Origin of the sequence: Streptomyces termitum (assembly GCF_014650175.1) — a bacterium.
Classification (GTDB): Bacteria; Actinomycetota; Actinomycetes; order Streptomycetales; family Streptomycetaceae; genus Streptomyces; species Streptomyces termitum.
Genome location: NZ_BMUL01000002.1, coordinates 407,438 through 421,584, shown reverse-complemented (window position 1 = coordinate 421,584; position 14,147 = coordinate 407,438). Strand labels below are relative to the sequence as shown.

Sequence of the window (14,147 nt, the reverse complement as noted above, 5' to 3'; positions counted from 1 at the left end):
TTCCGCACGAATCGCCGGGAGCGGAACACCTGTCCGCCCCGGTCGTCCCGCTCCCGGCCCCCGGCCGCTCCCGCCCCTGGGTCGCCGCCCGCCGTCAGGCGCGCGTCGCCGTCCCCTCGGCGGGGGTCAGCTCTCCGTCGCGATCGACGGCCACAGCTCCTGGAGGGTGCGGACCGTCTCGCGGATCGCCGGGCGGCGGGCCGCGCCCGCGCGCCACACGGCGTGCAGCCGCCGCGTCGGCGCCGGGTCGAGCCGCAGCGGCGCCACCTCCGGCGGCAGCGCGCCGCGCCCGAGCCGGGGGGCGAGCGCGATGCCGAGCCCCGCCGCCACCAGCGCCACCTGCGTGTGGTTCTCCTCCGCCTGATGGACGATCAGCGGCTCGAAGCCGGTCGCCCGCAGGGTCCGCGCCAGCCAGTCGTGGCACACCGTCCCCGGCGGCTGCGAGATCCACCGTTCCTCCGCCAGCTCCTCGCGCCGCACCGAGCGCCGCGCCGCGAGCGGATGGTCCCGGTGCACCAGGATGTCGCAGCCGTCGTCGCCGATCACCGCCTGCTCCACCCCCGGCGGCGCGGGCAGCGGCGCGATGTCCCAGTCGTGCGCCACCGCCAGGTCGAGCACCCCGCGCGCCACCAGGTCCACCGACAGGTGCGGGTCCACCTCGGTCAGCCGGGCGTCCAGCCCCGGATGGCGGCGGGCCAGCTCGGCGAGGGCCCGGGGCATCAGCCCGCGCGCGGCGCTCGGGAAGCAGCCGATCGAGAGCAGCCCCGAGGGCAGTCCGCGCCGCTCTTCGAGCCGTACCTCCGCCTCCTCCACGAGGGAGAGCAACTGGCGCGCGGTGGAGGCCAGTTGGCGGGCGTCGTCGGTGAGCCGGACGCCCCGCCCGCTCCGTTCGAGCAGGGTCGTGCGGGTCTCCCGCTCCAGCTTCGCGATCTGCTGGGAGACCGCCGAGGGGGTGTAGCCGAGGGCCGTCGCGGCGGCGCCCACGCTGCCGTGGACGGAGACGGCGTGCAGGGCGCGCAGACGTCCGAGATCGAGCACGGGAACCCCCGGGAGGCCGTCGTGGATGAAACCGTGGATGAAGCCGTGGATGAAACTAAGGATGAAGCGTCGCTACATCCAACCATGAAGGAAAACGTGCTGGTGCTACACGGTCCCGGGCGGTCATGCTCCTCGCATGCGCCCCGCACACATCGCCCTCGCCGCGCTCGTCGCCGCGGTCTGGGGGGTCAACTTCGTCGTCATCGAGATCGGTCTCGACCACTTCCCCCCGCTCCTCTTCTCCGCCCTCCGCTTCCTCGTCGCCGCCCTGCCCGCGGTCTTCCTCGTCGGCCGCCCCAAGGTCGCCTGGAAGTGGATCGTGGCCGTCGGACTCGCCCTGGGCGTGGCCAAGTTCGGCCTCCTCTTCACCGGCATGGACCTCGGCGCGCCGGCCGGCCTCTCCTCGCTCGTCCTCCAGGTCCAGGCCGTCTTCACCGCCCTCTTCGCCTTCGCCGCGCTCGGCGAGCGGCCCGGCCGGACCGCCCTCGCCGGGATGGGGGTCGCCCTCGCGGGCATCGGCGTCGCCGCCGTCGACGAGGGCACCTCCGGCCCGGTCACCGGCTTCGTCCTGGTCATCGCGGCCGCCGCCTGCTGGGGCGTCTCCAACGTCCTCACCCGCAAGGCCGCCCCGCCCGACCCGCTCAACTGGATGGTCTGGGTCAGCACCGTCCCCGTCCTCCCGCTGCTCGCCCTCTCGCTCCTCCTGGAGGGCCCGGAGCGGGACCTGGCCGCGCTGCGGAACCTCGACTGGACCGGCGTCGGCGTGATCGTCTACGTCGCCTGGATCACCACCGTCTTCGGCTTCGGCGCCTGGGGCTGGCTGCTCCGCCGCCACCCGGCCTCCTCCGTCGCCCCCTTCTCCCTCCTCGTCCCCGTCTTCGGCATGTCCTCGGCCGCGCTCTTCCTCGGCGAGGAGGTCGGCCCGCTGCGGTGGGTGGCGGCGGCGCTCCTGGTCGGCGGCGTGTCCCTGGCCTCCCTGTCCCCCCGGAAGCGCCCGGCGCCGGAACCGGCGGAAGCGGAGCCCGTACGGGAGGACCCGGAGGAGCCCGTACGGCGGACCCCCGGGGACCCGGTGGCGAAGGGCCCGAAATCCCTGGTGCGGGAGGCGCCCGTCCCCGTATCGTCCATGGGTCCCACCGGTGAGGAAAGGCCCGCATGACCTTCGAGAACGTGACCGTCGACGCCTCCGGGCCCGCCCCCGGCGCCCTGCTCCTCGCCGGCATCCCCGGCAGCGGCAAGTCGACCGTCTCTGCCGCCCTCGCCGCCCGCTTCGCGCGCGCCGCGCACATCGAGGTGGACCACCTCCAGGAGCTGATCGTCTCCGGCGGCCACTGGCCCACGCCGGACGGCGACCCGGAGGCGGACCGGCAGATCCTGCTGCGCGCCCGCAACGCCGGACTGCTGGCGGACAGCTTCGCCGCCGCCGGGTTCGTGCCCGTCCTGGACGACGTCGTGGTCCGCCGCTCCCACCTGGACTTCTACCGCCGGTCGGTGACGGCCGTCCCGCTCCACGTGGTGGTCCTGGCGCCCGGCCCGAAGAAGGCGTGGGAGCGCAACAACGCCCGCGACAAGCGGCTCACCACCGACTGGACCTTCCTCGACGAGGCCATGCGCGCCGAACTCGCGGACGAGGCCGTCTGGATCGACAACGCCGACCAGACGGTGGCCGAGACGGTCGACGCGGTCCTGGCGGCGACGGGACTGGAGCCGGCGGCGGGCTGACCCCCGGCCGTACGGCCCCTTGCCCTGCCTTGCCGCCGGTCAGGCGCGGGGCGGCGCCGTCGAGTCGCGGACCACCAGGGTGCACGGGACGGGCACCGTGCCGTCCGCCGGCGGCTCCTCCGTGCCCATCGCCAGCCGGCCCGCGCGGGTGCCCGACCCGTGCAGCGGCAGGTGGACGGTGGTCAGGGCGGGGACCGCGTCCACGGAGAAGGGCAGGTCGTCGAAGCCGGCGACGGAGACGTCCCCCGGGATCGTCAGACCGCGCTCCCGCAGGGCCGCGCAGACACCGAGGGCGACCGTGTCGTTGGCGGCGACGATCGCCGTCAGGTCCGGGTCGCGGGCGAAGAGTTCGGCGACGGCCGCGTGGCCGGAGACCCGGTCGTAGGGGCCGTGCGTGGTCGGCCCCTCGGGGACGCCCGCCGCCGCGAGGGCCTGCCGGTGGCCGTCCAGGCGGTGCCGGGTGGTGGTGCGGTCGGCGGGCCCGGCGGCGTAACCGATCCGCCGGTGGCCGAGGCCGAGCAGGTGCTCGGCGAGCAGCCGGCCTCCGGTGCGGTTGTCGAAGACGAGCGCCGCCGTGTGCGCGTCGCCGGGCACCGGCGGCCGTCCGCACAGCACGACCCGGGTCCCCGCCTCGGCCATCCGGGCCAGCTTGGCGGCGGTCGCGTCGAGGTGGACGGGGTCCTCCAGACCGCCGCCCATGAGGATCACGGCGGCGGCCCGCTGCCGCTGGAGCAGCGTGAGGTAGGTCAGCTCCCGCTCGGGGGAGCCGCCGGTGTTGCAGACGACGGCGAGCTTCTCGCCGCCCGCCCGGCCGCTGCCGCCCTCCCCGATCGCGTGCTGCGCGGCGCTCGCCATGATCCCGAAGAAGGGGTCGGCGATGTCGTGGACCAGGACGCCGACCAGGTCGGAGGTGGCGGCGGCGAGGGAGCTGGCGGTCCCGTTCAGGACGTAGTCGAGCTCCTCGACGGCCCGCAGGACCCGCTCGCGGGTGGCGGCGGCGACCGGGTAGTTGCCGTTCAGGACGCGGGAGACGGTGGCGGGGGAGACCCGGGCGCGGGCGGCCACGTCCGCCAGGGTGACGGTCATCGCGTGCGTACCTCCGGCGGAGCGTGCGTGTCATGGGGGGTCCGGAAGGGGCGGGCCCTTGTCCGGCGTGTTGTCGGCAGGCTAGCGTCATCGCCGACAGAAAGCGCTTTCTATCCCGGATGGCCGAGAGCACGCGCCTGCCCGGGAAAGGGGAACACGCCATGACACGCAGGACGGTCCGCATCGCCATGAACGGCGTCACCGGACGGATGGGCCACCGCCAGCACCTCGTCCGCTCGATCCTCGCCCTGCGCGACCAGGGCGGCCTCGACCTCGGGAACGGCGACGTCCTGTGGCCCGAACCCGTCCTCGTCGGCCGCCGCGAGCACGCCCTGCGCGCCCTCGCCGAGCGGCACGGCCTGACCGAGTGGTCCACCGACCTCGACGCCGTCCTCGCCGACGACTCGATCGAGATCTACTTCGACGCCCAGGTCACCTCCGCCCGCGCCGACGCCCTCACCAAGGCGGTCCACGCGGGCAAGCACGTCTACACCGAGAAGCCCACCGCCGCCGACTTCGCCGGCGCCCTCGCGCTCGCCCGCCTCGCCACCGGGAAGGGCGTCAAGCACGGCGTCGTCCAGGACAAGCTCTTCCTCCCCGGACTGCGCAAGCTCAAGCGGCTGATCGACGGCGGCTTCTTCGGCGAGATCCTCTCCGTGCGCGGCGAGTTCGGCTACTGGGTCTTCGAGGGCGACTGGCAGGAGGCCCAGCGCCCCAGCTGGAACTACCGCGCCGAGGACGGCGGCGGCATCGTCGTCGACATGTTCCCCCACTGGGAGTACGTGCTCCACGAGCTCTTCGGCCGGGTCACCTCCGTCTCCGCCGAGGTCGCCACCCACGTGCCGCGCCGCTGGGACGAGCGGGGCGAGGCGTACGAGGCGACCGCCGACGACGCGGCGTACGGCGTCTTCCGGCTGGAGGGCGGCGCCGTCGCCCAGATCAACTCCTCCTGGGCGGTCCGCGTCCACCGCGACGAACTCGTCGAGTTCCAGGTCGACGGCACCGAGGGCTCCGCCGTCGCCGGCCTGCGCGACTGCCGCGTCCAGCACCGCTCGGCCACCCCCAAGCCGGTCTGGAACCCCGACCTGCCCGTCACCCACCCCTTCCGCGACCAGTGGCAGGAGGTCCCCGACAACACCGAGTTCGACAACGGCTTCAAGGCCCAGTGGGAACTCTTCCTCCGCCACGTCGTCCTCGACGAGCCCTACCACTGGGACCTCCTGGCCGGCGCCCGGGGCGTCCAGCTCGCCGAACTGGGCCTCCGCTCCGCCGCCGAGGGCCGCCGCCTGGACGTCCCGGAGGTGACCCTGTGACACCCGCTCCGGCGGGCGGCGGGATTCCGCCCGCCCCCGCCGCCCCGCCCCCGCCTTCGCCGCCCCGCCCCCTCGACCCTCCGGAGCCGACCCCGTGACCCTCCGCCTGCCCCTCCCCGGGGGCGGCACGCGCGCGTACCGCCCCCGCACCGAACCCCTCGCGCCCGCCGCGCCCGGCGCCGCCGCGCTCGCCTCCCGTACCGTCCTCGCCGCCGCGCACGTCGTCGCCGACCCGTACGCCGGGACCACGCCCGACGGGCCCGCCGCCGTCGACTGGGACGCCACCCTCGCCTTCCGGCACCACCTGTGGTCCCACGGGCTCGGCGTCGCGGAGGCCATGGACACCGCCCAGCGCGGCATGGGCCTCGACTGGGGCGGCGCGGCCGAACTGATCCGCCGCTCCGGCGCCGAGGCGAGGGCCGTCGGCGGCCGGATCGCCTGCGGGGCCGGCACCGACCAGCTCGCGGCCGGCACCCTGCCGGAGATCCGCGCCGCCTACGAGGAGCAGCTCGCCGTCGTCGAGGCGGCGGGCGCGCAGCCGGTCCTCATGGCCTCCCGGGCCCTCGCCGCCGCCGCGACCGGCCCCGAGGACTACCTCGACCTCTACGGCCACCTGCTGCGCCAGGCCGCCGAACCGGTGGTCCTGCACTGGCTCGGCCCGATGTTCGACCCGGCCCTGGAGGGGTACTGGGGCTCCGCCGACCTCGACGCGGCCACCGAGACCTTCCTCGACGTCATCGCCGCCCACCCCGACAAGGTCGACGGCGTCAAGATCTCCCTCCTGGACGCCGGCCGCGAGGTCGCGCTCCGCCGCCGCCTCCCCGACGGCGTCCGCTGCTACACCGGCGACGACTTCCACTACCCGGAGCTGATCGCGGGCGACGAACAGGGCTTCAGCCACGCCCTGCTCGGCGTCCTCGACCCGCTCGGCCCGCTCGCGGCGCGGGCCGTGCGGGTCCTGGACACCGGCGACACGGCCGGCTTCCGCGCGCTCCTCGACCCCACCGTGCCGCTCGCCCGGCACCTCTTCGAACCGCCGACCCGCTACTACAAGACCGGGGTGGTGCTCCTCGCCTGGCTCGCCGGCCACCAGGAGCACTTCACCATGGTCGGCGGCCTCCACTCCGCCCGCTCCCTCCCGCACCTGGCCCGCGCCTACGAACTCGCCGACGGCCTCGGCCTCTTCCCCGACCCCGCCCGCGCGGAGGCCCGGATGCGCGCCCTCCTCACCGTCCACGGAGTGCCCCGGTGAACCCCGACCGGCTCAGCGTCAACCAGATGACCGTGAAGCAGCTGTCCCTGCCGGAGCTGGTGAAGCACTGCGTCCGCCTCGGCGTCCCCGGCGTCGGCCTGTGGCGCGACCCCGTCAGGGCGTACGGGATCGAGGCGGCGGCCGCGCTGGTGCGGGACGCGGGCCTGGCCGTCACCACCCTCTGCCGGGGCGGCTTCTTCACCGCCGACGACTGGGAGGACGACAACCGCGCGGCGATCGACGAGGCGGCGGCGCTCGGCACCGACACCCTGGTCCTGGTCTCCGGCGGGCTGCCGCCGGGCAGCCGCGACCTGCCCGGCGCCCGCGCGCGCGTCGCCGACGCGATCGGCCGGCTCGCCCCCTACGCGGGCGCGCGCGGGATCCGCCTCGCCATCGAACCCCTCCATCCGATGTACGCCTCCGACCGCTGCGTGATCTCCACCCTGGACCAGGCGCTGGCCATCGCCGAGCGGCACCCGGCGGAACAGGTCGGCGTCACCGTCGACACGTACCACCTGTGGTGGGACGAGAACGCCCCGGCGGCGGTGGAGCGCGCGGGCGCGCGGGGCCGCATCCACTCCTTCCAGCTCGCCGACTGGGCCACCCCCCTCCCGGAGGGCGTCCTGGAGGGCCGGGCCCAGCTCGGCACCGGCGTCATCGACCTCCCCGCCTGGGCGGCCCTCCTGGACCGGGCTGGCTACACGGGCCCGGTGGAGGTCGAGCTCTTCAACGCGGCCCTGTGGGCGCGGGACGGCGCGGCGGTCCTGGAGGAGACGGTGGCCGCCTACCGGGCGGTCTGAACCGTCCCGCGCGGCGAAACGGAGGAAGCTACTTCTTCCCGCCGTCGCCGTCCAGCAGGTCCCCGAGGCCGCCGCCCTTCCCCTTCGCGGCGGCGCGCTTCGTGAGGACCGCGAGCACGACCGGGAGCAGCAGGTCCACCGCGCGGTCGGCGGTGGCCGGAGGGAGGCCCGTGCGCTTGGCGACCGCGCGGGCCGCCGGGCGCGCGGCCTTGGCCAGGACGCCCGCCAGCAGGCCCCCCGCGGCGAAGCCGCCGAAGGCCGCGACGCCCCGGAGCGGCGGCCCGGCCTCGGCGGCCTCGTCGACGGCGGCCCGGACCTCGCCCGCGCTCTCCGGTTCGGCGGCGGCCCGCCGCAGCCCGTCCGACAGCGCCGCGACGGAGTCGCCGACGAGGGCCCGGGCCCCCGCCGGATCGGTTCCGGCGGCCGAGGCGAGCTCCCCGAGCCGTTCCTCACCGAGCTCGGCCAGCACGTCGTCCCGCAGGGGATCACGAGGTTCGCTCATGCCCGGAACGCTACGTTCCCTCCCGGTCCCCGGCATCCCGGACCGCCCCTTCCGGAAGTGCTCGTCCACGGACCCCGCCCGCCCTGTCGGTGGTCTTCGCTACGGTCGGTCCATGTCCAACGAGGGCCAGCCGCCGCACCGTCCCGCCGTCGTCGAGGGGGTCCTGGAGCGGATCACGTACGCCAACGAGGAGAGCGGCTACACGGTCGCCCGGGTCGACACCGGGCGGGGGGCCGGGGAGCTGCTCACCGTCGTGGGCGCGCTGCTGGGCGCGCAGCCGGGGGAGTCGCTGCGGATGGAGGGGCGCTGGGGCTCGCACCCGCAGTACGGGCGGCAGTTCCAGGTCGACAACTACACGACGGTGCTGCCCGCCACGATCCAGGGCATCCGCCGCTATCTCGGCTCCGGCCTGATCAAGGGCATCGGGCCGGTCTTCGCCGACCGCATCACCACCCACTTCGGCCTGGAGACCCTCGACATCCTGGACGAGGCGCCCGGCCGCCTCGTCGAGGTGCCCGGTCTCGGGCCGAAGCGGACGAAGCGGATCACCGCCGCCTGGGAGGAGCAGAAGGCGATCAAGGAGGTGATGGTCTTCCTCCAGGAGGTGGGGGTGAGCACCTCCATCGCCGTGCGGATCTACAAGGAGTACGGCGACGCGTCGATCTCCGTGGTGCGCAACCAGCCCTACCGGCTGGCCTCCGACGTCTGGGGCATCGGCTTCCTCACCGCCGACCGGATCGCGCGGTCCGTCGGCATCCCGCACGACAGCCCCGACCGGGTGAAGGCCGGCCTCCAGTACGCCCTGTCCCAGTCCGCCGACCAGGGGCACTGCTTCCTGCCCGAGGAGCGGCTGATCGCCGACGCGGTGAAGCTGCTCCAGGTGGACACCGGGCTCGTCATCGACTGCCTGGGGGAGCTGGCCGCCGATCCGGAGGGGGTGGTGCGGGAGACGGTCCCGGGGCCGGAGGGGGAGCCGGTCACCGCCGTCTACCTGATCCCCTTCCACCGGGCCGAGCTGTCGCTCGCCGGTCAGCTGCGGCGGCTGCTGCGCACCCCGGAGGACCGGATGCCGGCCTTCCGGGACGTGGCCTGGGAGCGGGCGCTGGCCTGGCTGGCGGAGCGGACCGGGGCGACGCTCGCGCCCGAGCAGGAGCAGGCGGTGCGGCTGGCCCTGACGGAGAAGGTGGCGGTGCTCACCGGCGGGCCCGGCTGCGGCAAGTCCTTCACGGTCCGGTCCGTGGTGGAGCTGGCCCGCGCGAAGAAGGCGAAGGTGGTGCTCGCGGCGCCGACCGGCCGGGCGGCGAAGCGGCTGGCGGAGCTGACCGGCGCGGAGGCGTCCACCGTGCACCGGCTGCTGGAGCTGAAGCCGGGCGGCGACGCGGCCTACGACCGGGACCGGCCGCTCGACGCGGATCTCGTGGTGGTGGACGAGGCGTCCATGCTGGACCTGCTGCTCGCGAACAAGCTGGTGAAGGCGGTGGCGCCGGGGGCGCACCTGCTCCTGGTGGGCGATGTGGACCAGTTGCCGTCGGTGGGGGCGGGGGAGGTGCTGGGGGACCTCCTGGCCCCCGGCAGCCCGGTCCCTGCGGTCCGGCTGACCCGGATCTTCCGTCAGGCCCAGGAGTCGGGCGTGGTCACCAACGCGCACCTGATCAACGCGGGAACCCCGCCCCGGACCCGGGGGCTGCCGGACTTCTTCCTCTTCGCGGAGGAGGAGACGGAGGACGCGGCGCGGGTCGCGGTCGAGGTGGCGGCCCGGCGGATCCCGGCCAAGTTCGGCCTCGATCCCCGCCGCGACGTGCAGGTCCTCGCCCCGATGCACCGGGGCCCGGCGGGCGCGGGCACGCTGAACGGCCTGCTCCAGCAGGCGATCACCCCGGCCCGCCCGGACCTTCCGGAGAAGCGGTTCGGCGGCCGGGTCTTCCGGGTGGGGGACAAGGTGACCCAGATCCGCAACAACTACGAGAAGGGCGAGAACGGGGTCTTCAACGGCACGGTCGGGGTGGTGACGGCCCTGGACCCGGTGGAGCAGCGGCTGACGGTCCGCACGGACGAGGACGAGGAGGTGCCGTACGGCTTCGACGAGCTGGACGAGCTGTCGCACGCGTACGCGGTCACCATCCACCGTTCGCAGGGCAGTGAGTATCCGGCGGTGGTGATCCCGGTGACGATGAGTGCGTGGATGATGCTCCAGCGCAATCTTCTCTACACGGCCGTGACCCGGGCCCGGAAGCTCGTGGTCCTGGTCGGGTCGCGCCGGGCCATCGCCCAGGCGGTGCGCACGGTCTCGGCGGGCCGGCGCTTTACCGCACTGGCCCACCGGCTGACAGAGGGTGCCCTCGTGTGAAAGATCACGAGGGACTTCCGGAACCGGGGCGAAGGGGGCAGGATGAGCAGGTTGGCGGCACTCAGTGCCGCCGATTGGCCCAATGGCGACCCCGAGTGCACTCTCCTGAGCCAAGTGAGGGATGGTAGAGACAGTCAGGGCACCTCGAAGAAGAGGCACTACGTCGGTGAGGGATGACGTGAGCGACAACTCTGTAGTACTGCGGCACGCGGGCGGCGAATACACCTACCCGGTGGTCGAGAGCACCGTCGGCGACCAGGGCTTCGACATCGGGAAGCTGCGAGCCCAGACCGGGCTGGTCACCCTGGACAGCGGCTACGGCAACACCGCCGCCTATAAATCCGCGATCACCTACCTCGATGGCGAGCAGGGGATCCTGCGGTACCGCGGCTACCCCATCGAGCAGCTGGCCGAGCGCTCCACCTTCCTTGAGGTGGCGTACCTGCTGATCAACGGCGAGCTTCCGAAGGTCGACGAGCTGTCGACCTTCAAGAACGAGATCACCCAGCACACGCTGGTCCACGAGGACGTCAAGAACTTCTTCCGCGGCTTCCCGCGGGACGCCCACCCGATGGCGATGCTGTCCTCCGTGGTGTCCGCGCTGTCCACCTTCTACCAGGACAGCCACAACCCGTTCGACGAGACGCAGCGCCACCTGTCGACGATCCGGCTGCTCGCCAAGCTGCCGACGATCGCGGCGTACGCGTACAAGAAGTCGATCGGCCACCCGTTCGTCTACCCGCGCAACGACCTCGGCTACGTCGAGAACTTCCTGCGGATGACGTTCTCCGTCCCGGCCCAGGAGTACGACCTCGACCCGGTCGTCGTCTCGGCGCTGGACAAGCTGCTCATCCTGCACGCGGACCACGAGCAGAACTGTTCGACCTCCACCGTGCGCCTGGTCGGCTCCTCGCAGGCGAACATGTTCGCCTCGATCTCGGCCGGCATCTCCGCGCTGTGGGGCCCCCTGCACGGCGGCGCCAACCAGTCCGTCCTGGAGATGCTGGAGGGCATCCAGGCCAACGGCGGCGACGTCGACTCCTTCATCCGCAAGGTGAAGAACAAGGAGGACGGCGTCCGCCTGATGGGCTTCGGCCACCGGGTGTACAAGTCCTTCGACCCGCGCGCCAAGATCATCAAGGCGGCGGCGCACGACGTCCTCTCGGCCCTCGGCAAGGACGACGCGCTGCTCGACATCGCGCTCAAGCTGGAGGAGCACGCGCTCTCCGACGAGTACTTCGTCTCGCGCAACCTCTACCCGAACGTGGACTTCTACACGGGTCTCATCTACCGCGCGATGGGCTTCCCGACCGAGATGTTCACGGTCCTCTTCGCCCTCGGCCGCCTGCCGGGCTGGATCGCCCAGTGGCACGAGATGATCAAGGAGCCGGGTTCCCGCATCGGCCGCCCGCGCCAGATCTACACGGGCGAGGTCCTGCGCGACTTCGTGCCCGTCGAGGCCCGCTGAGCCGGTCCCGCACAGACCGGCTGGGCACCGCCCGGACGCGGAAAAAAGAAGAAGCGCCCCGCTCTCCGATCCCCCCACGGGTCGGCGAGCGGGGCGCTTCCCATATCCCCGGTGCGGATTCCCCCCACGGGATCCGGGCCGGGCGTCCGGTGCGCGGTCTGCCGGGGTACGTACGGGAGGGCCGCTCAAAGCTCCCCGCTGCACGTGCCCCGGCCGCGCTTGCCGTTCGGGACGTCCCCCAAGACATCCCGAGCGAACGTCCCCCAAGACGTTCTGGCATCGCCCACTTAGACTCGCGAACAGCCCAGATGGTTACCCCTCAATATCTGTGATCTAGGTCTCTTTGTGAAGGACTTGTGCGTCACGTGTAGGTGAAATCAACGGAACCGCCGCAGTCGCAGGCTGTTCGTCACCACGAACACGGACGAGAACGCCATGGTCAGGCCCGCGATCATCGGATTGAGCAGTCCGGCGGCGGCGAGTGGCAGGGCGGCGACGTTGTAGCCGAAGGCCCACGCCAGATTGCCCTTGATGGTGCCCAGGGTGCGCCGGGAGAGCCGGATCGCGTCGGCGGCCGTCCGCAGGTCGCCCCGGACCAGGGTCAGGTCGCCCGCCTCGATCGCCGCGTCCGTGCCGGTGCCCATCGCCAGGCCCAGGTCGGCGGTGGCGAGCGCGGCGGCGTCGTTGACCCCGTCGCCGACCATCGCGACCGTACGGCCCTCCTCCCGCAGCCGCCGGACCACCGCAGCCTTCTCCTCCGGCAGCACCCCGGCGATCACCTCGTCGATGCCGACCTCGGCGGCGACCGCCTCGGCGACGGCCCGGTGGTCCCCGGTCAGGAGCACCGGCCGCAGCCCCAGGGCGCGCAGCCGGGCGACCGCCTCGGCGCTGGTGTCCTTGACCGCGTCGGCGACGGTGAGGGAGCCGCGGAAGACGCCGTCCCAGGCGACCAGCACGGCCCCCGGCGCCGTCCCGGCGGGCACCTCGACGTCCTCGGCGGCCAGCAGGGCGGCCCGGCCTGCCAGCGCGAGCCGGCCGTCCACGGAGCCGCGCACGCCGAGCCCGGGGACGTTCTCGAAGGTCTTGGGGACCGGCAGGGCGTCGACGGGGACGCCGAGCCGCTCGGCGGCGCCCGCGGCCACCGCCCGGGCCACCGGGTGCTCGGAGGGGTGCTCCAGGCCCCCGGCGAGCCGCAGCAGCTCGTCCGGGCCGGTGCCGGGGGCCGGGTGGACGCCGGTGAGGGCCATCCGGCCGGTGGTGACGGTGCCGGTCTTGTCGAGGACGACGGTGTCGATCCGCCGGGTGGACTCCAGGACCTCGGGGCCCTTGATGAGGATGCCGAGCTGGGCGCCGCGCCCGGTGCCGACGAGCAGCGCCGTCGGGGTGGCCAGGCCAAGCGCGCAGGGGCAGGCGATGATCAGGACGGCGACCGCGGCGGTGAAGGCGGCGGTCGCGCCCGCGCCGGCGCCCAGCCAGAAGCCGAGGGTGGCGAGGGCGAGGACCAGGACGACCGGGACGAAGACGGCGGAGACCTGGTCGGCGAGCCGCTGCACCTCGGCCTTGCCGCTCTGCGCCCGCTCGACGAGTTCGGCCATGCGGGCGAGCCGGGTTTCGGCGCCGACCCGGGTGGCGCGCACGGTGAGCCGCCCCGAGACGTTGAGGCAGCCGCCGGTGACCGGGTCGCCGGGGGCGACGTCGACGGGCAGGGACTCACCGGTGAGCATCGAGGCGTCGACGGCGGAGGAGCCCTCGGTGACGGTGCCGTCGGTGGCGATCTTCTCCCCGGGGCGGACCGTGAACAGCTCGCCGGCGCGCAGGGAGTCCACCGGCACCCGGGTCTCGGTCCCGCCGCGCACCACGCTCACCTCCTTGGCGCCGAGGTCCAGCAGGGCGCGCAGCGCGGCCCCGGCCCGCCGCTTGGCGCGGGCCTCCAGGTAGCGGCCGAGGAGGAGGAAGGTGACGACCCCGGCGGCGACCTCCAGGTAGATCGCGGAGGAGCCGTCGGCGCGGTCCGCGGTGAGGTCGAAGCCGTGCCGCATGCCGGGCGTGCCGGCGTCGCCGAGGAAGAGGGCCCACAGCGACCAGCCGTAGGCGGCGAGGGTGCCGACCGAGACGAGGGTGTCCATGGTGGCGGCGCCGTGCCGGAGGTTGGTCCAGGCGGCCCGGTGGAAGGGCAGCCCGCCCCAGACGACGACGGGGGAGGCGAGGGTGAGGGAGAGCCACTGCCAGTTGTCGAACTGGAGGGCCGGGACCATGGCGAGCAGGACGACGGGCGCGGCGAGGACGGCGGAGACGAGCAGCCGGCGGCGCAGGGCGGTCAGTTCCGGGTCGGCGTCCCGGCCGGGGGCCTCCGGCTCGGGCGGGGCGGGGGGTTCGGCGGTGTAGCCGGTCTTCACCACGGTGGCGATCAGGTCGTCGACGGCGACGCCGGGGGCGTGCTCGACGCGGGCCTTCTCGGTGGCGTAGTTGACGGTGGCGGTGACGCCGTCCATCCGGTTGAGCTTCTTCTCGACGCGGGCCGCGCAGGAGGCGCAGGTCATCCCGCCGATGGTCAGCTCGGTGACGGTGGTGCCGGGGGCGGTGCTGGTCATGTGCGGTTCCAGAAAGGGGAGCGGGGCC

Annotated in this window: 11 protein-coding genes; 7 read left to right on the top strand and 4 right to left on the bottom strand. The window is 74.0% G+C overall.

What is annotated here, in order from left to right; translation table 11 throughout:
* Positions 1–126: 126 nt before the first annotated feature.
* Positions 127–1,038, bottom strand: coding sequence for a LysR family transcriptional regulator (locus tag IE219_RS05170; protein ID WP_189975310.1), 912 nt, complete (start codon positions 1,036–1,038; stop codon positions 127–129).
* A 136-nt stretch (positions 1,039–1,174) separates the two neighbouring features.
* Between IE219_RS05170 and IE219_RS05165 the strand changes: the two genes are divergently transcribed.
* Together IE219_RS05165 and IE219_RS05160 are read left to right on the top strand one after the other, a co-directional pair.
* The gene (locus tag IE219_RS05165; protein ID WP_189975309.1) at positions 1,175–2,197 is read left to right on the top strand and encodes an EamA family transporter; all 1,023 of its coding nucleotides are present in this window, start codon (positions 1,175–1,177) and stop codon (positions 2,195–2,197) included.
* Positions 2,194–2,760: an AAA family ATPase gene (locus tag IE219_RS05160; protein WP_189975308.1), complete on the top strand. Its 567-nt coding sequence runs from the start codon at positions 2,194–2,196 to the stop codon at positions 2,758–2,760. The genes IE219_RS05165 and IE219_RS05160 overlap by 4 nt, the downstream gene beginning before the upstream one ends.
* Before the next feature lie 39 nt (positions 2,761–2,799).
* On the opposite strand, the gene IE219_RS05155 is transcribed toward IE219_RS05160, so the two are convergent.
* A complete protein-coding gene (locus IE219_RS05155) occupies positions 2,800–3,846 on the bottom strand; it encodes a LacI family DNA-binding transcriptional regulator (protein WP_189975307.1) in 1,047 nt (348 codons plus the stop codon).
* Positions 3,847–4,007: 161 nt separating this feature from the next.
* On the opposite strand from IE219_RS05155, the gene IE219_RS05150 reads away from it, so the two are divergent.
* The 3 genes from IE219_RS05150 (at position 4,008) to IE219_RS05140 (ending at position 7,211) form a co-directional block, all read left to right on the top strand.
* The gene (locus IE219_RS05150; RefSeq protein WP_189975306.1) at positions 4,008–5,159 is read left to right on the top strand and encodes a Gfo/Idh/MocA family protein; all 1,152 of its coding nucleotides are present in this window, start codon (positions 4,008–4,010) and stop codon (positions 5,157–5,159) included.
* A gap of 94 nt (positions 5,160–5,253) precedes the next feature.
* On the top strand, positions 5,254–6,411 hold the full coding sequence (locus IE219_RS05145) for a dihydrodipicolinate synthase family protein (protein ID WP_189975305.1): 1,158 nt from the start codon (positions 5,254–5,256) through the stop codon (positions 6,409–6,411).
* A 26-nt stretch (positions 6,412–6,437) separates the two neighbouring features.
* Complete coding sequence (locus tag IE219_RS05140; protein ID WP_189975509.1) at positions 6,438–7,211, top strand: sugar phosphate isomerase/epimerase family protein; 774 nt, start codon at positions 6,438–6,440, stop codon at positions 7,209–7,211.
* 28 nt (positions 7,212–7,239) lie between these two features.
* Here the strand turns inward: IE219_RS05140 and IE219_RS05135 are convergent, their stop codons facing one another.
* A complete protein-coding gene (locus tag IE219_RS05135; RefSeq protein WP_189975304.1) occupies positions 7,240–7,713 on the bottom strand; it encodes a DUF937 domain-containing protein in 474 nt (157 codons plus the stop codon).
* Positions 7,714–7,825: 112 nt separating this feature from the next.
* Between IE219_RS05135 and recD2 the strand changes: the two genes are divergently transcribed.
* Both recD2 and IE219_RS05125 read left to right on the top strand, forming a co-directional pair.
* Positions 7,826–10,060: an SF1B family DNA helicase RecD2 gene (gene recD2, locus IE219_RS05130; protein ID WP_189975303.1), complete on the top strand. Its 2,235-nt coding sequence runs from the start codon at positions 7,826–7,828 to the stop codon at positions 10,058–10,060.
* A gap of 178 nt (positions 10,061–10,238) precedes the next feature.
* Positions 10,239–11,528 carry a citrate synthase gene (locus IE219_RS05125; protein ID WP_189975302.1) on the top strand — a complete coding sequence of 430 codons (1,290 nt, stop codon included), beginning with the start codon at positions 10,239–10,241 and terminating at the stop codon, positions 11,526–11,528.
* Positions 11,529–11,905: 377 nt separating this feature from the next.
* On the opposite strand, the gene IE219_RS05120 is transcribed toward IE219_RS05125, so the two are convergent.
* A complete protein-coding gene (locus IE219_RS05120; protein WP_189975301.1) occupies positions 11,906–14,119 on the bottom strand; it encodes a heavy metal translocating P-type ATPase in 2,214 nt (737 codons plus the stop codon).
* Positions 14,120–14,147 lie beyond the last annotated feature (28 nt).

What these genes read in the sequence shown, in the direction of transcription:
- IE219_RS05165 (WP_189975309.1), top strand. Translation starts at nt 1,175, where the DNA reads ATGCGCCCCGCACACATCGCCCTCGCCGCGCTCGTCGCCGCGGTCTGG.
- IE219_RS05160 (WP_189975308.1), top strand. Translation starts at nt 2,194, where the DNA reads ATGACCTTCGAGAACGTGACCGTCGACGCCTCCGGGCCCGCCCCCGGC.
- IE219_RS05155 (WP_189975307.1), bottom strand. Translation starts at nt 3,846, where the DNA reads ATGACCGTCACCCTGGCGGACGTGGCCGCCCGCGCCCGGGTCTCCCCC.
- IE219_RS05150 (WP_189975306.1), top strand. Translation starts at nt 4,008, where the DNA reads ATGACACGCAGGACGGTCCGCATCGCCATGAACGGCGTCACCGGACGG.
- IE219_RS05140 (WP_189975509.1), top strand. Translation starts at nt 6,438, where the DNA reads ATGACCGTGAAGCAGCTGTCCCTGCCGGAGCTGGTGAAGCACTGCGTC.
- IE219_RS05135 (WP_189975304.1), bottom strand. Translation starts at nt 7,713, where the DNA reads ATGAGCGAACCTCGTGATCCCCTGCGGGACGACGTGCTGGCCGAGCTC.
- recD2 (WP_189975303.1), top strand. Translation starts at nt 7,826, where the DNA reads ATGTCCAACGAGGGCCAGCCGCCGCACCGTCCCGCCGTCGTCGAGGGG.
- IE219_RS05120 (WP_189975301.1), bottom strand. Translation starts at nt 14,119, where the DNA reads ATGACCAGCACCGCCCCCGGCACCACCGTCACCGAGCTGACCATCGGC.